This window comes from Bradyrhizobium sp. WSM1253 (assembly GCF_000244935.1).
Classification (GTDB): Bacteria; Pseudomonadota; Alphaproteobacteria; order Rhizobiales; family Xanthobacteraceae; genus Bradyrhizobium; species Bradyrhizobium canariense.
On sequence record NZ_JH600073.1, the window covers coordinates 4,043,693 to 4,056,139 of the forward strand.

The 12,447-nt window shown below is 61.2% G+C and carries 13 protein-coding genes; 7 read left to right on the plus strand and 6 right to left on the minus strand.

Annotation, left to right across the window (positions count from 1 at the left end):
* From BRA1253DRAFT_RS20630 to BRA1253DRAFT_RS20645, 4 genes are all read right to left on the minus strand, one after another.
* Positions 1-1,272, minus strand: a complete 1,272-nt coding sequence (locus tag BRA1253DRAFT_RS20630) for an NAD(P)/FAD-dependent oxidoreductase (RefSeq protein ID WP_007597536.1) — start codon at positions 1,270-1,272, stop codon at positions 1-3.
* A gap of 8 nt (positions 1,273-1,280) precedes the next feature.
* On the minus strand, positions 1,281-1,991 hold the full coding sequence (locus BRA1253DRAFT_RS20635; protein ID WP_007597538.1) for a dihydrofolate reductase family protein: 711 nt from the start codon (positions 1,989-1,991) through the stop codon (positions 1,281-1,283).
* 19 nt (positions 1,992-2,010) lie between these two features.
* The gene (locus BRA1253DRAFT_RS20640; protein WP_007597539.1) at positions 2,011-2,682 is read right to left on the minus strand and encodes an FABP family protein; all 672 of its coding nucleotides are present in this window, start codon (positions 2,680-2,682) and stop codon (positions 2,011-2,013) included.
* Positions 2,683-2,918: 236 nt separating this feature from the next.
* On the minus strand, positions 2,919-3,419 hold the full coding sequence (locus BRA1253DRAFT_RS20645; protein ID WP_007597540.1) for a hypothetical protein: 501 nt from the start codon (positions 3,417-3,419) through the stop codon (positions 2,919-2,921).
* A gap of 378 nt (positions 3,420-3,797) precedes the next feature.
* Between BRA1253DRAFT_RS20645 and BRA1253DRAFT_RS20650 the strand changes: the two genes are divergently transcribed.
* Positions 3,798-4,940 carry a helix-turn-helix transcriptional regulator gene (locus BRA1253DRAFT_RS20650; RefSeq protein ID WP_007597541.1) on the plus strand — a complete coding sequence of 381 codons (1,143 nt, stop codon included), beginning with the start codon at positions 3,798-3,800 and terminating at the stop codon, positions 4,938-4,940.
* Positions 4,941-4,953: 13 nt separating this feature from the next.
* On the opposite strand, the gene BRA1253DRAFT_RS20655 is transcribed toward BRA1253DRAFT_RS20650, so the two are convergent.
* Entirely contained in the window at positions 4,954-5,199 is a 246-nt protein-coding gene (locus BRA1253DRAFT_RS20655) for a hypothetical protein (RefSeq protein ID WP_007597542.1), read from the minus strand.
* A 310-nt stretch (positions 5,200-5,509) separates the two neighbouring features.
* The gene (locus BRA1253DRAFT_RS20660) at positions 5,510-6,880 is read right to left on the minus strand and encodes a sigma-54-dependent Fis family transcriptional regulator (RefSeq protein ID WP_007597543.1); all 1,371 of its coding nucleotides are present in this window, start codon (positions 6,878-6,880) and stop codon (positions 5,510-5,512) included.
* 226 nt (positions 6,881-7,106) lie between these two features.
* Between BRA1253DRAFT_RS20660 and BRA1253DRAFT_RS20665 the strand changes: the two genes are divergently transcribed.
* The 6 genes from BRA1253DRAFT_RS20665 (at position 7,107) to BRA1253DRAFT_RS20690 (ending at position 12,407) form a co-directional block, all read left to right on the plus strand.
* Positions 7,107-7,940 carry an alpha/beta fold hydrolase gene (locus BRA1253DRAFT_RS20665; protein ID WP_007597544.1) on the plus strand — a complete coding sequence of 278 codons (834 nt, stop codon included), beginning with the start codon at positions 7,107-7,109 and terminating at the stop codon, positions 7,938-7,940.
* A 14-nt stretch (positions 7,941-7,954) separates the two neighbouring features.
* The gene (locus BRA1253DRAFT_RS20670) at positions 7,955-9,580 is read left to right on the plus strand and encodes an MFS transporter (RefSeq protein ID WP_007597546.1); all 1,626 of its coding nucleotides are present in this window, start codon (positions 7,955-7,957) and stop codon (positions 9,578-9,580) included.
* 123 nt (positions 9,581-9,703) lie between these two features.
* On the plus strand, positions 9,704-10,702 hold the full coding sequence (locus BRA1253DRAFT_RS20675) for a GTP-binding protein (RefSeq protein ID WP_007597548.1): 999 nt from the start codon (positions 9,704-9,706) through the stop codon (positions 10,700-10,702).
* A 28-nt stretch (positions 10,703-10,730) separates the two neighbouring features.
* Positions 10,731-11,453 carry a nitrile hydratase subunit beta gene (gene nthB / locus BRA1253DRAFT_RS20680; protein WP_007597549.1) on the plus strand — a complete coding sequence of 241 codons (723 nt, stop codon included), beginning with the start codon at positions 10,731-10,733 and terminating at the stop codon, positions 11,451-11,453.
* 8 nt (positions 11,454-11,461) lie between these two features.
* Positions 11,462-12,085, plus strand: coding sequence for a nitrile hydratase subunit alpha (gene nthA, locus BRA1253DRAFT_RS20685; RefSeq protein WP_035993718.1), 624 nt, complete (start codon positions 11,462-11,464; stop codon positions 12,083-12,085).
* Positions 12,086-12,089: 4 nt separating this feature from the next.
* Positions 12,090-12,407 carry a nitrile hydratase accessory protein gene (locus BRA1253DRAFT_RS20690; RefSeq protein ID WP_007597553.1) on the plus strand — a complete coding sequence of 106 codons (318 nt, stop codon included), beginning with the start codon at positions 12,090-12,092 and terminating at the stop codon, positions 12,405-12,407.
* Positions 12,408-12,447 lie beyond the last annotated feature (40 nt).

Genomic DNA, 12,447 nt, shown 5'->3' on the forward strand with positions numbered 1-12,447 from the left:
CTATCCCCGCAAGATCAGCCCCGCCGTTTGCTGGCCGCTCGCCAGCGCCGCTTCGACCGTGCCCATGTCGGCTCCGCGATAGAGCGCCTCGCCGGAGAACAGCACTGGACCGTCGGCCAGCGCGAGGATCGTTTGCGCCTCGCGCGTTCGCGGCGTCGCCCAGGAATAGGCGCCGCGGGCATAGGGATCGTGCGCCCAGTTGGTCGCAGCGGCCGCGATGAGCTCGCGCGCGAGATCTTCGCGCGACAGGCCGAAGACGGTCGCAAGCGAATCGAGCCCGGCATCGATCAGCGCTTGCGGGCCGAGGTGCGACAGCGCTGCCGTGCGCGGGCCGCCGAACCATCCGGTCAGCACGGGATGCCGGTTCGGATATTCCGTCCACCACACCGGGATGACCTGGTCGGACAAAATGAAGCTCATGTCCGCGAGCTCTTCCTTGCGCTCGCGCCACCATGGCCGCCTGAAGCGTAGCAGGATTTTTATCACGTTACCGAAGCCGATGTCGTCGGCCGCCGCCGCCTTCGCGCGCGCGCGGCTCGGCAGCCCGATCTCGCGCAATAGCGGCAACGGAACAGTGAGGATCACGCGACCGCAGCCATGCACGTCGCCGCCGATACAGCGAACGGCGATCGCGCCGCCCTCCTCCTCGATCGCCGACACCACGCAGCCCAAGCGAAACATCACGCCAAGCTTGCGGCACTCGGCTGCCAGGAAGTCGATCATCCCACCATAGCCTCCCTTGATGCGCGCCTGCGGAGAGTGCCCGCCAGCCATCCATTCCTCGCGCAGCGCCAGCGTGGAGGCGCGCTCGGGATCGGCCGCATCGTAGCCCTCGACCATTCGCTCGATCGAATGGCGCAGCCCCGCATGCTCATCGCCGGCAAAATGCCGGCGCAGGAAATCGGCGATGGTGAGATCGTCATTCAATTCCCGAACCACGGCGTGCAGCTCGGCCTCAAGCGGATCGTGGCGGTCCTCGCGCACGATGTCTGCGCCGTCAAAGACCCATCGCTCGCCTTCGATTTTCTGAAGGGACAGCCCGGCCTCATGCAGCAGCGCGCGCGTGACCGGCGCCTCGCCGTGGACGAATTCGGCGCCGCCATCGGCGGGGTAGCCGAACTCCGAAACAGACAGCGGATGGATGCGGCCGCCGCAGCGCTCGCGCGCCTCCAGGATCGTCACCGTCCTGCCCGCGCACGCCAGCTCGCGCGCCGCCATCAGGCCGGCCGCGCCGGCACCGACGATGACGATATGCTCTGATGTTGCCGACATGTCGGTGCTTACTTGCCCACGGCCTGCGGATCGTTCTGGATCAGATAGCGCAGCAGCAGGACGCCGCCGCCGAGATCTCGCGTGCTCTCCAGCGTCATCGCGCTCAGCGGTGCACGCCGGTCGCCATCGGCATCCGTGGAATCGAACACGAAGGGCGCGCCCTTGGCGCCGTCGATCGCGGGGCTAAGGATCAGATCGAACTCGTCGATCAGGCCGGCACGCAGGAACGCGCCGTTGGCGACGCCCCCGCCCTCCACCAGAAGGCGCTTCACGCCGAGCTCGCGGTTGAGAATGTCCACCGCCCGCGCGAGGTCGATCTCGGACTTTCCGGCAAAGATATAGGACACGCCCTCGCGGCGGAGCCCCGCGAGATGCGAATCGGAGACGCTCTCGGTCAGCACGACGACGATCGGATCGCCGCCGATATCGGAGCGGCCCCAGCCGATCTTGCCCTTCGCATCGAGCACGACGCCATAGGTTTTCGCGTCGCGTCGCGCGAACCAGTTTTCGCGCGGAAATTTCGCGGCCGCCGTCGCGGGATAGGGCTTGCCCTTGGCGAACTCCGAGCCGGTGACGCGGCCGATTACCCAGGCATCGCCGCCGAGCTCGTCGTGGATCTTCTCGAACCAGTCCGTCCCTGCCCCCTTCGGGCGCCAGCGGCTCGGATGGGTGCGGCCGTCCAGACTCGAATGCATCAGACAGATGACGTAAGGCTTCATGCGTATCTCCGGGCCGCGCTCAGGCTGCCGGCTCATTGCCCTTATTCCCCGTGGCGCGATCGTTCAAGATCACCGCGAGGGGATTGAGCTTCGGCGGCGCGACGAGTTTCAGCGTGTTGGTGTCGCGATGGTTGAACGGCGCGCCGCGCACGAACAACTCGGTCTGGATCAGATAGGTCCAACTGCCGTCGTCGTTGAAGGTGATGTCGCAGCGGTAAGCATCGGTGCGGAACGCTTGTTCCAGAAAATCAGTCGAGCAGATCCCGTATGCGGTGTCGCCGCGCTTGGCGGTCACGGAGATCTCCTTGTCGTCCGCCCCGGCCTTGCCCGACGCCAGCAGCACCTGCCCGCGCGGGATCGCCAGCGTCTGCATGATCAGCCCGGTCGCAGGCTCCCACAACCAGTAGCCGACCTGGTCGTGGAAGGTGATGTCTTCCTCGGGCGTGTTGATGTGGATGTGATAGCGCAGCCCATAGAGCAGCTGCGGCCCGTTGGCCTGCGGATCGATCGGGTCCATCCGGATGCGCTCAATGAAGGTCCGCCGCTCCGGCCCCTCCGCCTTCGGATTGATATCGATACCTTTGTCGGCCTGCCAGCTGCCTGCGAGACGGCGGAGCGGGCCGAGATTGGCAAGCCCGTCGGGCGAGACGTCCTCGGGCTCGGTGAAGATATCGGCGGGAAGGGGGAGCATGGGTGTCCTCGCGTCATTGCGGAGGCAGCAATAGCATGAGAGCGCGGGCGTGGCTCGTTCGCAAGCCTCACAATCGCGAATGGACATAGGCGCCACGCGCAGACGATCCATGACGCGAGCCACCTGACAACAGGCTGGACTGACCGGCTGGAATGATATGTGTCGTCAATCACGCGCTGATCGTCGACCCGCTTGCGACTTGCCTCGTGCAATCGGAGGAGAGGCCATCCGCACTGCTACTTCAACGCAAGGCTGCTGCAATATGCCGAGGTCTCGCCGGAGCGCCAGCCGGTGATCCGTCCTGCTTCCTTGCACTCGTCATAGGTCTTGTAGTTAGCGACGTTACGGCACGTGAACGAATAGACGCCACCCGAAACGTTGCAACCAACCCAGGGCTTGTCGCCCGTCTTGAAGCTCGATTGACAACCGCCGACGCAGCTGCCCGTGGCAGCGGCGAGCTTGGCAAGCTTCGCGGCGTCCGAGTTCGGCGCCAGTGACGCCGTCGAAGCGGCTGACGTGCGCGATGCGGTCCCGCGAGCTGTCGCGTGATGCGCTGGCCGGTGTGGCCGCGCCATATGCTTCGGCGCATCGACCGTGACGCCGGGAAGCTGGGTGTCGGCGGCGGTCGTGGTGGGCGTCGGTTGCGACATCGCGGTGCCGCCGAGGGCGCACAGGAGCAGTGCAATCGATGAGATGGCGACAGCGGGACGCGTACCGAAGCGTGATGACAACGTCATGGCCATGTCCTTCCAGATGCGGGGACGGTCAATTCCGTCCCGAGGGCCAGGATATCACGCCCTGATCCAGGTTGCATGGAGAGGAACCATGCAACTTGACACGGCCTGCCGACGCGCTCCGCATCGCATCTGCCGCAGTTTTGAGCAGGCATCGAGCAGAACAGACACTCGACTTAGCGGCAGCAAAGCACGAGCGCGAAATGCGTCGCGGTCGCCAACAAGCCACTCCAAGCATTTGGGTTCGGTGTTCCCGTTTGCGCCCCCGAATCGCGGTGATAGGATCGCTGCCTCGGGATTGTGAAATACGTCATAGGCGATGAAGCCACTCCTAAACTAGCTTTCAAGTGACGTCCGCTATTTTCAAGTGAGTGGTTTGGAATGCACCAGGCTTCGGTCGAGAAGTTCTCGGACCTCATCGGCAGTATCTATGATTGTGTGATCGCGCCGGAACGCTGGACCGAAGTTCTGGATGAGATCTGCGCCGAGTTCGGCTTTGCCACCGGCGCGCTCTCGGTCGCCAGCCTCACCAATATGAAGGCCGTCGTCAATGCGGTCTCCGGGTCCGACCTGGCCCAGATGGCCCAGAACGGGGTCGGCTACGGCGCCGACATCATCGAGCTATGGGGCGGCGCCGAGCGCATTCAGCAGTATCCGCTCGGCGAGCCGATCGTTCAATCCGAAGCCGTCCGGTCGGAGATCATTTCCAGCAACCGCTATTATCGCGAATGGGCCCTGCCCAAGGGCTTGTTCGACGCCGTTGCCGTCGGCCTCGTACGCGACAGGACGATGGTTGGAAATGCGATATTCAGCCAGCATGAGTCGGCAGGCCGCATTGACGATGTGCAGGTCGACGGATTGCGCCTTCTGGCGCCTCACATCCGCCGCGCCGTGACGATCAGCAATCTGTTCGACATGAAGGCGGTGGAGGCCAACACATTCGCGGCCACGGTGGAGGCCCTGACGGTGGGCGTCGTCCTGGCCGACGAGGATTCGAAAATCGTTCACACCAACGCCGCAGCCGCGGCGATGCTCGCGGCCGGCGATCCGATCGTGGCAAGGCATGGCCGGATCGCGGTTCAATCCGCGGCGACCACGGCCACATTGCAATCGGCGGTCGCGCAGGCGGCAAAGGACGAGACGAAGCTCGGGCAGAAAGGCATCGGCATCCCGATCCCTCGCCAAGGCGGTGACGCTCTCGTCATTCACGTTCTGCCGTTGCGACGCAGCCACACGCGATCCGGCCTGATCCAAAGCGCCGCTGCCGCCGTGTTCGTGACGTCAGCCTCCGGGCCGCCGCGATTGCCTCACGATGCGCTCAACCAGCTCTATGACCTGACGCCGGCCGAGATTCGCATCTTCGAGCTCATCTGCGAGGGACACACACGAGACGCGATCTCGGCCTTGCTCGGCGTTTCCGTCAGCACCGTGAAGAGCCACCTCATTCACGTCTTCGAAAAGACAGGCTGCCGACGCCAGGTCGATCTGGTCAGGCTCGCGAAATCGCTGACGTTCCCGGTGTAACAGAAGACCGCGCTCAAGCCGCTTCCGACGTTGATCGCGCACGCTGCTCGAGCACGCCGATCGTCGAGACCAAATTGTCGCGTCGCACGCGAAGATTAAGCGCAAGAAGCGGGTATGTCGGCTGCAGCACGTCAAACACCCCTGCTCTCGCCTCTTCCTCGAGAATGTCTGTGTTCATGAGCCGAACGCGCCACCACAAATCGGCGACCAACGCATCGAGCCGGAGTTCGCCAGCATCAGAACGGGACACTTCCTGCATCACTTGCCTCAACCTGAAACGGCCTCTCTTCCAAGGCCAGACTTTGGTCCTGGCTGAGCAAGCAGAGTGCCAGCAATGGGCGGGCGCGATCTGGTTCCGGAACGGATTGCTGCGCGAGCGGGCTGGTCAAGACCTGGCGCTCAAGGCTTGGCGCTGGGGAAGATGTTGCCCGTGGCGAGCGAAAATGGTGCCCAGGGAGGGTATCATACGCAACCACCGACGGGACGAATTGCTGTTTGTCCTCAATATGGTGGCGTGAGTGCCTGGCAGCGGTGGCCTAGATTCGCTTCATCGCCAATCCGCCACCGCGTTAGTCCCGCGCTTGATTGGAATCAGAGGCTTGCTCTTTCATAAGCCGATACAAATGCCCGCGACTGATGCCGAGCAGCCCTGCTGCTTGGCGCTTGTTACCGCCGGATCTCTCCAACGCGGCTCGAATTTCCGCCGCGGTTTGAGACCGGATGCGTTCCTTCAACAATCCGGACACCTTCTCCGCTTCCGGCGTTGGCAAAGCATGTGCGGTGAGCACCGACAATTGACCGGTCACGATGAAGCGAGTGAGCACGTTTTCCAGCTCCCGCACATTTCCAGGCCACCCATGCGCACCCAGCGACGCTAACTGTTTTCGCGATAGGTCCCTGGTCTCGCTGCCCAACCGCTCTCCGATCCGGGTGAGCAATTGTCGGGCGAGAAATTCGATATCGTCCCGCTCACGGAGCGATGGCACGTTGATCGGCAACACGCTCAGGCGGTAATAGAGATCCTGCCGAAAGCGGCCGACCTGGGCCAGTTCCGGAAGTGATTGATTGGTTGCGCAAACAATTCGGACATTGACCCCAACCGGAGTTGTGCCGCCTACCCGCACCATCTCATTCGTCTGAAGCACCCGCAGCAAACTGCCCTGCAGATGCAGCGGCATATCTCCGATTTCGTCCAAGAACAGGGTGCCCCCGGAGGCTAGCTCGAACTTTCCCGGCTTTCCCCGGCTTCGGGCGCCCGTGAACGCGCCCCCTTCATAGCCAAACAATTCAGCTTCAATCAGTTCGCCCGGGATTGAAGCACAATTAATCCAGACAAAGGGGCCCTCGGATCGGCTCGAATTCGTGTGAATCGCGTGGGCGGCCAGTTCCTTGCCGGAACCGGTCTCTCCCGAGATCAACACGGGAAGGTCGTGGCCGGCGACGATCTCGAGCGAGTGCCGGTACGCGTCCATGAGCCCGCCTTGGCCAACGATGTCGCGCATGCTGAAGCGGGAGCGCCATTGCTTGTTCGCCTGCGGCAGTGCCAGTTCGGCTTGCGCGACCCGGCGAAACGTCCTCTTCAAAGCACCGAGATTCGAGAACAGGGCCAGACCGACCGCGCCAATAATGCGGCCATCCTGAAGCACTGGGACCTGTCGCGTAATGAGTTGGTGTCCACGCACTTTCAGGGGATAACCGATATGGCTGCCTTCGCCGCGCGCCACGAGATGGAGCTTGGTTTGTGGACCAACGACATCGGTAATATGTCGCCCGATGAAGTCGTCCGCCTGGCCTTCTAGCAATCTGCAATACGGCTGGTTGATCAATACGATTGTGCCTGACGTATCAACCGCGACCAAGCAGTCCGAGACATGATCGAGGACAAGCTTCAGGAAGCTCGCTTCCTCGGACGAGCCGGCGATCCACTGGGACAGAACCATTTTACGGAAACCTCAGATCAGCAAGCGTTACACTTGCGCGACATACTGTCTCATAAACGCGACACTAGCGTCACGTTCGGAAAGCGTCAAACCGGAAGGGCCGCTCCCCGCCACACGCGTTTTGGCAACGAGAACAATTCATTAGGTGCCCCCGTGCAGCGGGGCGCCGACATGGCACGGCGCTTGCGATCTTACTGTGATGGAATCGACCTCGGGAGGGAGCGAAATGACGACCATAAGAACCATCGCAGTCGGCGATACCGTCGTGCAGGTGTCCGGAGCCGGAATGCCGATGGTGTTCGTGCACGGCTTTACGACAACAGCGGAATTCTGGCGTGAGCAGGTCGAGCCGTTCTCGACCGGTTACCAGATGATTCGCATCAACCTGCCCGGTCACGGTCGCTCACCACGCCCTGTAGATCGAAAATATACGATCGCCGCCTTCGTCGAGGACGTGCTCGGAGTGTACTGCGCATTGTCCATCGAGTCGGCCATTCTCGTCGGCCTTTCGATGGGCGGAACTGTGGCCCAGAGCCTCACGCTCGCCCACCCGAAGTACGTGCGGGCGTTGGTGCTGGTGGGAGCCACGCCTCATGGATTGGGCGTAGACGTCAATGTCGACAACGTGCGCAAAGCCATTGAGGAACTGGGTGCGGCGACGGCGAGCCAAAAGGTGATCGAACGATCCTTCGGCTCCGCCGCGAGCGCCGAGCTCATCGACTTTGCCAGGAACGAGGTCACGCAGACTCCGGCCTTTGTCGCGCGCCAGGCGATTGCCTCGCTCAACGCCTCGGATAGCCGCGCAAAGCTTGGAGAGATCTGCGTGCCAACGCTGGTCCTCGTCGGCGAGGAGGACGTCATCACCCCACCGAGAGAATCGCAAACCTTGGCGGACGGCATTCCGAATAGTCGCCTTCACATCATACCATCGGCGGGCCATTTCCCGATGCTTGAGCAACCGGATACTTTCAATCGTTTGCTGAACGAATTTCTGGCGCAGCAGGACGTGCCGCCACGCCCGACCGAAGACGCGTCGTCTTACACACACCAAGCCGTTTGATGCTGGAGGATCGAATGTCCATTCAAGCTATCGAATCAGAAACCATCCTCGCGTCCAACGGCCTCGATCGCGATACCAAGCGCATTGTCTTCGCGGCCGCCCTGGGCACCGTTTTCGAGTGGTACGATTTTTTTGTCTACGGCTCGTTGGCAGCGTTTTTCAGCACGCTGTTTTTTCCGAAAGGAAATGACACCGCGGCATTGCTCGCAGCATTGGCGACCTTCGGCGCGGGGTTCGTTCTTCGCCCGCTCGGCGCCATCGTGTTCGGACGCCTCGGCGATCTCGTAGGCCGCAAAAAGACATTCCTCGTAACCATGCTGGTGATGGGCCTCGCTACCGCGGCGGTCGGCCTGCTGCCCTCATTCGAGACTTTCGGCTGGTGGGCGCCGACCATCTTGGTCGGATTACGCCTGCTGCAAGGGCTCGCCGTTGGCGGCGAATTCGGGGGTGCGGTGACCTACGTTGCCGAGCACTCCGATCCGGACAAGCGAGGCTTCACGACAAGCTGGATCCAGATCACGGCGACGCTTGGGCTGTTTCTCTCGCTGGCGGTGATCATTCTTTGCCGTTCTTCGATGTCGGCGGAGAGCTTCTCGAGCTGGGGCTGGCGAATTCCATTCATCGGATCGATCGCGCTTCTGATCCTCTCTTTGTACATCCGGCTGAAGCTGCACGAGTCGCCGGTGTTCCAGCAGATGAAGGCCGAGGGCAAAGGCTCGAAAAATCCTATCGCTGACACATTTGGTGACAGGCGTAATCTGCGTTTGGTGCTCGTGGCCATCTTTGGAGTCGTAGCGGGGCAGGCGGTGATTTGGTACACGGGGCATTTCTACAGCCTTTATTTCATGACCACCGCATTGAAGATGAGCCAGGATCAGGCCAATTTCTACCTTCTGGTCGCGCTCATTCTCGGCACACCGTTCTTCCTGTTCTTCGGCTGGCTCTCCGACAAGGTGGGGCGCAAGTGGATCGTCGTCACGGGATGCGCGCTATCAGCCCTGCTGATCATGCCGTTATTCCAGAGTCTGGCGACTTACGGAAACCCTGCGCTTGCAGAATTCCGCGCCAAGACTTCTGTGGTCGTGCACGGCAACGACTGCAGCGAGGATCAGTCCTGGATTGGCCAGCTATTCCGCCCGCAAGCGACGAAGGAATGTACGCGCGTGAAGGCATTCCTGACTGCGAATGCCGTTCCATACGTCGTGAAGGCCGATACTGCTTCCCTTAGCGTCCAGATCAACGAAGATCCGGCGACCGCCTTCGATGGAGCCAAGCTTCTAAAGGAGCTGACCGAACGAGGCCTCCCATCGGCGAAGGCGCCGGCTCAACCCAACGGTCCGATGGTGATCGCCATCTTGTTCGCTTTGGTCTTCCTGGCGACCATGGTTTACGGGCCGCTGGGCGCTCTTCTGGTCGAGCTCTTTCCTGTCCATATCCGCTACAGCGGCGTGTCCGTCGCACTGCAGCTCGGTAACGGCTGGATCGGCGGTTTTGCTCCATTCGTCGCAACGACGGTCGTCATCGCGAGCGGCGACATCTTCGGCGGGCTTTGGTACACGATCGCGTTTGCCGGTTTGACCGCGATCATCGGAGCACTCTTTCTGCCGGAAACCCGTGGTCGCGATATCCGAGGGCAATAGCGCGATCGCATACCTGCGGCGCCGAGTTTCGCCGTCGCAGGTCTTCGTTGGGATGCGCCACTCGAGCGGCGCATTCCACTGCATCAGACATGCGACAGGCGTTGGAACAATCTGGCGGCAACAATGGCAATATCACAAAAAATTCCGGTCACTATCCTCACGGGCTTCCTCGGATCCGGCAAGACGACGCTGCTGAATCAATTGCTCGAAAGCGACTTGATGGCCGAGTCAGCGGTCATCGTGAATGAGTTCGGAGCCATCAGCATCGACGCCGAGCTGGTCGTCGGCGTTGACGAGGAGATTCTGCAGATCAACAACGGCTGCATCTGCTGTACGGTCCGCTCGGATCTTGTTTCGACGATCACCAATCTTCTCTCAGGAACAAGGCCCATCCGCCGCATCCTCATCGAGACCACAGGGTTGGCCGATCCAGCCCCCATTATTCAAAGCTTTATTGTCGACGAGGTGCTTTCTGAAGTCACGGCGCTCGATGCAGTCGTGACCGTGGTCGACGCCATCAATATAGACCGGTGGCTCGCCGATCAGGGCTCCGGCGAAAACGTCGCGGCCGAACAGATCGCCTTCGCCGACGTCCTGGTGATAAGCAAGCTGGATCTTGTCGACCAAGACGCACGCGCCAGATGCGAGGCGACTATTCGGACCATAAATCCCATGGCTCCGATGGTCCGAGCGATCGACAGCCGGATTGACGTCGCCTCAATCGTCGACGTCAAGGCCTTCGATCTGAAAAACTGCTTGTCCATTGAACCGCTGCTGCTCTCTGAGCTCGAGCACGAGCATGATCTCTCGGTGGTCAGCGTCGAAGTACGCGCAGAACGCGCCCTCGACGGGCCTCGATTCTTCCGGTGGCTCAATGTGTTCGTCCTGGAGAATGGTGAGACCCTTCTACGCTGCAAGGGTGTCCTGTCGCTGGCAGGCGAGGCCCGGCGTTGGGTTTTCCATGGAGTCCATATGACGCTCGAAGGTCGACCAGGCAGGGCCTGGGCCTCGAATGAGCACCGCGCCAGCGCGATCGTCTTCATCGGAAGAGGGCTCGACGCAACGCGAATTCGAAATGAAATTTCGGATCTGACCTCGTCGGATACCAGTCTGGTCACGTGATCAAAGCCAGAAGAGGGGCGCTGTAACAATGAAGTTGCAACACTATCTAGGAGGCCTCGAAGGTCTCGATCCGATCTCGCTTGAAACGCGGGTGTTCGTGGAAGCTTGGGAGGAGAGGATCTTCGGCATCCACACGGCGATGATGGCACTGAGTTCGCAACTCGATCTCGAAGCAACACCGAGTACATTCAACACCGAATGGACCTGGGCCGACCTGCGCAAGGGCGCAGAGTCGATGAATCCGTTCGATTACTTCAAATTCCGCTACTATGAGAAGTGGCTGGGCGGAATCTCTGCGTATTTCGTCGCGAAGGGTTACATCACTCAGATCGAACTCGACGCGCGAACCGAAACCTTCTTGACGTCAGCCCCAGTCATGCCGAAAGGCGGAGACGCGGCTGTGGACGCTCGCGTGCGGAAATATCTGCTGATCGGCGACGATCCGAAACGGGAGCGCTCGACCCAACCGCGCTTCGCGGCCGGCGAGGCGGTTTGCGTCGCCGATCCGAAATCGGTCGATCACACTCGCTTGCCAGGGCATCTTCGGAACAAGGCGGGCATTATCGATAGCGTGTATCCTGACGCTTACACTTATCTTTGCGAGATCGGGCCGGACGGGATCGGCAAAGCAATGCCCGTCTACTGCGTCAAATTCGATCCCGAAACTCTGTGGCCAGGAAATACCGAGCAGAATTTTACTTTTTACGCAGACCTGTTCGAGGCCTATCTCGAACCGGCCATCGCATCCTGAGGAGCCACATGATGCAACGTTTCGAGTATTCCACGGATCGAGAAACGGTGAACGCGGCGCGCGTCCGCGCGCTGGAGGCTCTGCTCATCGAGAAGGGAGTCATCACGCGCGAGACTGTCGACAAGATCATGGCAATCTTCGCGACTGAAATGGGCCCGTTCAATGGCGCCAAGCTTGTTGCGAAAGCGTGGGTCGATCCGGCATTCAAGAAGATTCTGGCCGAAGACACCATGGCTGCGGTCGAACAGATGAAGTTCGTGACCGGGGGAGCCGGCGCCGAAGGCGAGCATATGCGAGCGGCGATCAACACGCCGGAGGTGCACAATCTCATCATCTGCACCCTCTGTTCCTGCTATCCTTGGCCGATTCTGGGCCTGCCGCCCTATTGGTACAAGGATCCTTCGTTCCGCGCGCGAGCTGCACGCGAGCCCCGCAAAGTGCTGAGCGAATTTGGTCTGAACATTGGGCCGGAAAAGGAAATCAGGACCTGGGACAGCAGCGCCCAGATCCGCTGGTTCGTTGTCCCGGAACGACCGGCGGGCACCGATACCTTCAGCGAAGAGCAGTTGGCAGCTCTTGTCACACCCGAGTCGATGATGGGCGTCGCGATCGTCAAGCCGCCGAGCACCTGAAGCGATGCAAACAAATTTCGAGCATTTCGCCCTGGGAAGCATGTTGGGGAAGACCGACATGCCACCCAAGGATAACGGAAGCCTTTGCTTCGGCGCGCCTTGGGAGCGTCAGGCATTCGGCCTGGCGCTTGCTCTCTCCAAACAAGGCTTGTTCGAATGGGAGGATTTCCGCTCGGAAATGATATCAAGCATCGCCGCTTGGGAGGCCACCCACGACGAGACCGACCCAAGCTGGGACTACTACGAGATCTGGCTCACCGTAGTTGAGCAGATGGTGCAACGATCCGGCTTGATCGAGCAATCGGCCCGGTCGTATTTCTAGGCGTCTCGATGTCGGGTCGATGCAGCGGGGCCCCAGAGCG

What these genes read in the sequence shown, in the direction of transcription:
- BRA1253DRAFT_RS20630 (WP_007597536.1), bottom strand. Translation starts at nt 1,272, where the DNA reads ATGTCGGCAACATCAGAGCATATCGTCATCGTCGGTGCCGGCGCGGCC.
- BRA1253DRAFT_RS20635 (WP_007597538.1), bottom strand. Translation starts at nt 1,991, where the DNA reads ATGAAGCCTTACGTCATCTGTCTGATGCATTCGAGTCTGGACGGCCGC.
- BRA1253DRAFT_RS20640 (WP_007597539.1), bottom strand. Translation starts at nt 2,682, where the DNA reads ATGCTCCCCCTTCCCGCCGATATCTTCACCGAGCCCGAGGACGTCTCG.
- BRA1253DRAFT_RS20645 (WP_007597540.1), bottom strand. Translation starts at nt 3,419, where the DNA reads ATGACGTTGTCATCACGCTTCGGTACGCGTCCCGCTGTCGCCATCTCA.
- BRA1253DRAFT_RS20650 (WP_007597541.1), top strand. Translation starts at nt 3,798, where the DNA reads ATGCACCAGGCTTCGGTCGAGAAGTTCTCGGACCTCATCGGCAGTATC.
- BRA1253DRAFT_RS20655 (WP_007597542.1), bottom strand. Translation starts at nt 5,199, where the DNA reads ATGCAGGAAGTGTCCCGTTCTGATGCTGGCGAACTCCGGCTCGATGCG.
- BRA1253DRAFT_RS20660 (WP_007597543.1), bottom strand. Translation starts at nt 6,880, where the DNA reads ATGGTTCTGTCCCAGTGGATCGCCGGCTCGTCCGAGGAAGCGAGCTTC.
- BRA1253DRAFT_RS20665 (WP_007597544.1), top strand. Translation starts at nt 7,107, where the DNA reads ATGACGACCATAAGAACCATCGCAGTCGGCGATACCGTCGTGCAGGTG.
- BRA1253DRAFT_RS20670 (WP_007597546.1), top strand. Translation starts at nt 7,955, where the DNA reads ATGTCCATTCAAGCTATCGAATCAGAAACCATCCTCGCGTCCAACGGC.
- BRA1253DRAFT_RS20675 (WP_007597548.1), top strand. Translation starts at nt 9,704, where the DNA reads ATGGCAATATCACAAAAAATTCCGGTCACTATCCTCACGGGCTTCCTC.
- nthB (WP_007597549.1), top strand. Translation starts at nt 10,731, where the DNA reads ATGAAGTTGCAACACTATCTAGGAGGCCTCGAAGGTCTCGATCCGATC.
- nthA (WP_035993718.1), top strand. Translation starts at nt 11,462, where the DNA reads ATGATGCAACGTTTCGAGTATTCCACGGATCGAGAAACGGTGAACGCG.
- BRA1253DRAFT_RS20690 (WP_007597553.1), top strand. Translation starts at nt 12,090, where the DNA reads ATGCAAACAAATTTCGAGCATTTCGCCCTGGGAAGCATGTTGGGGAAG.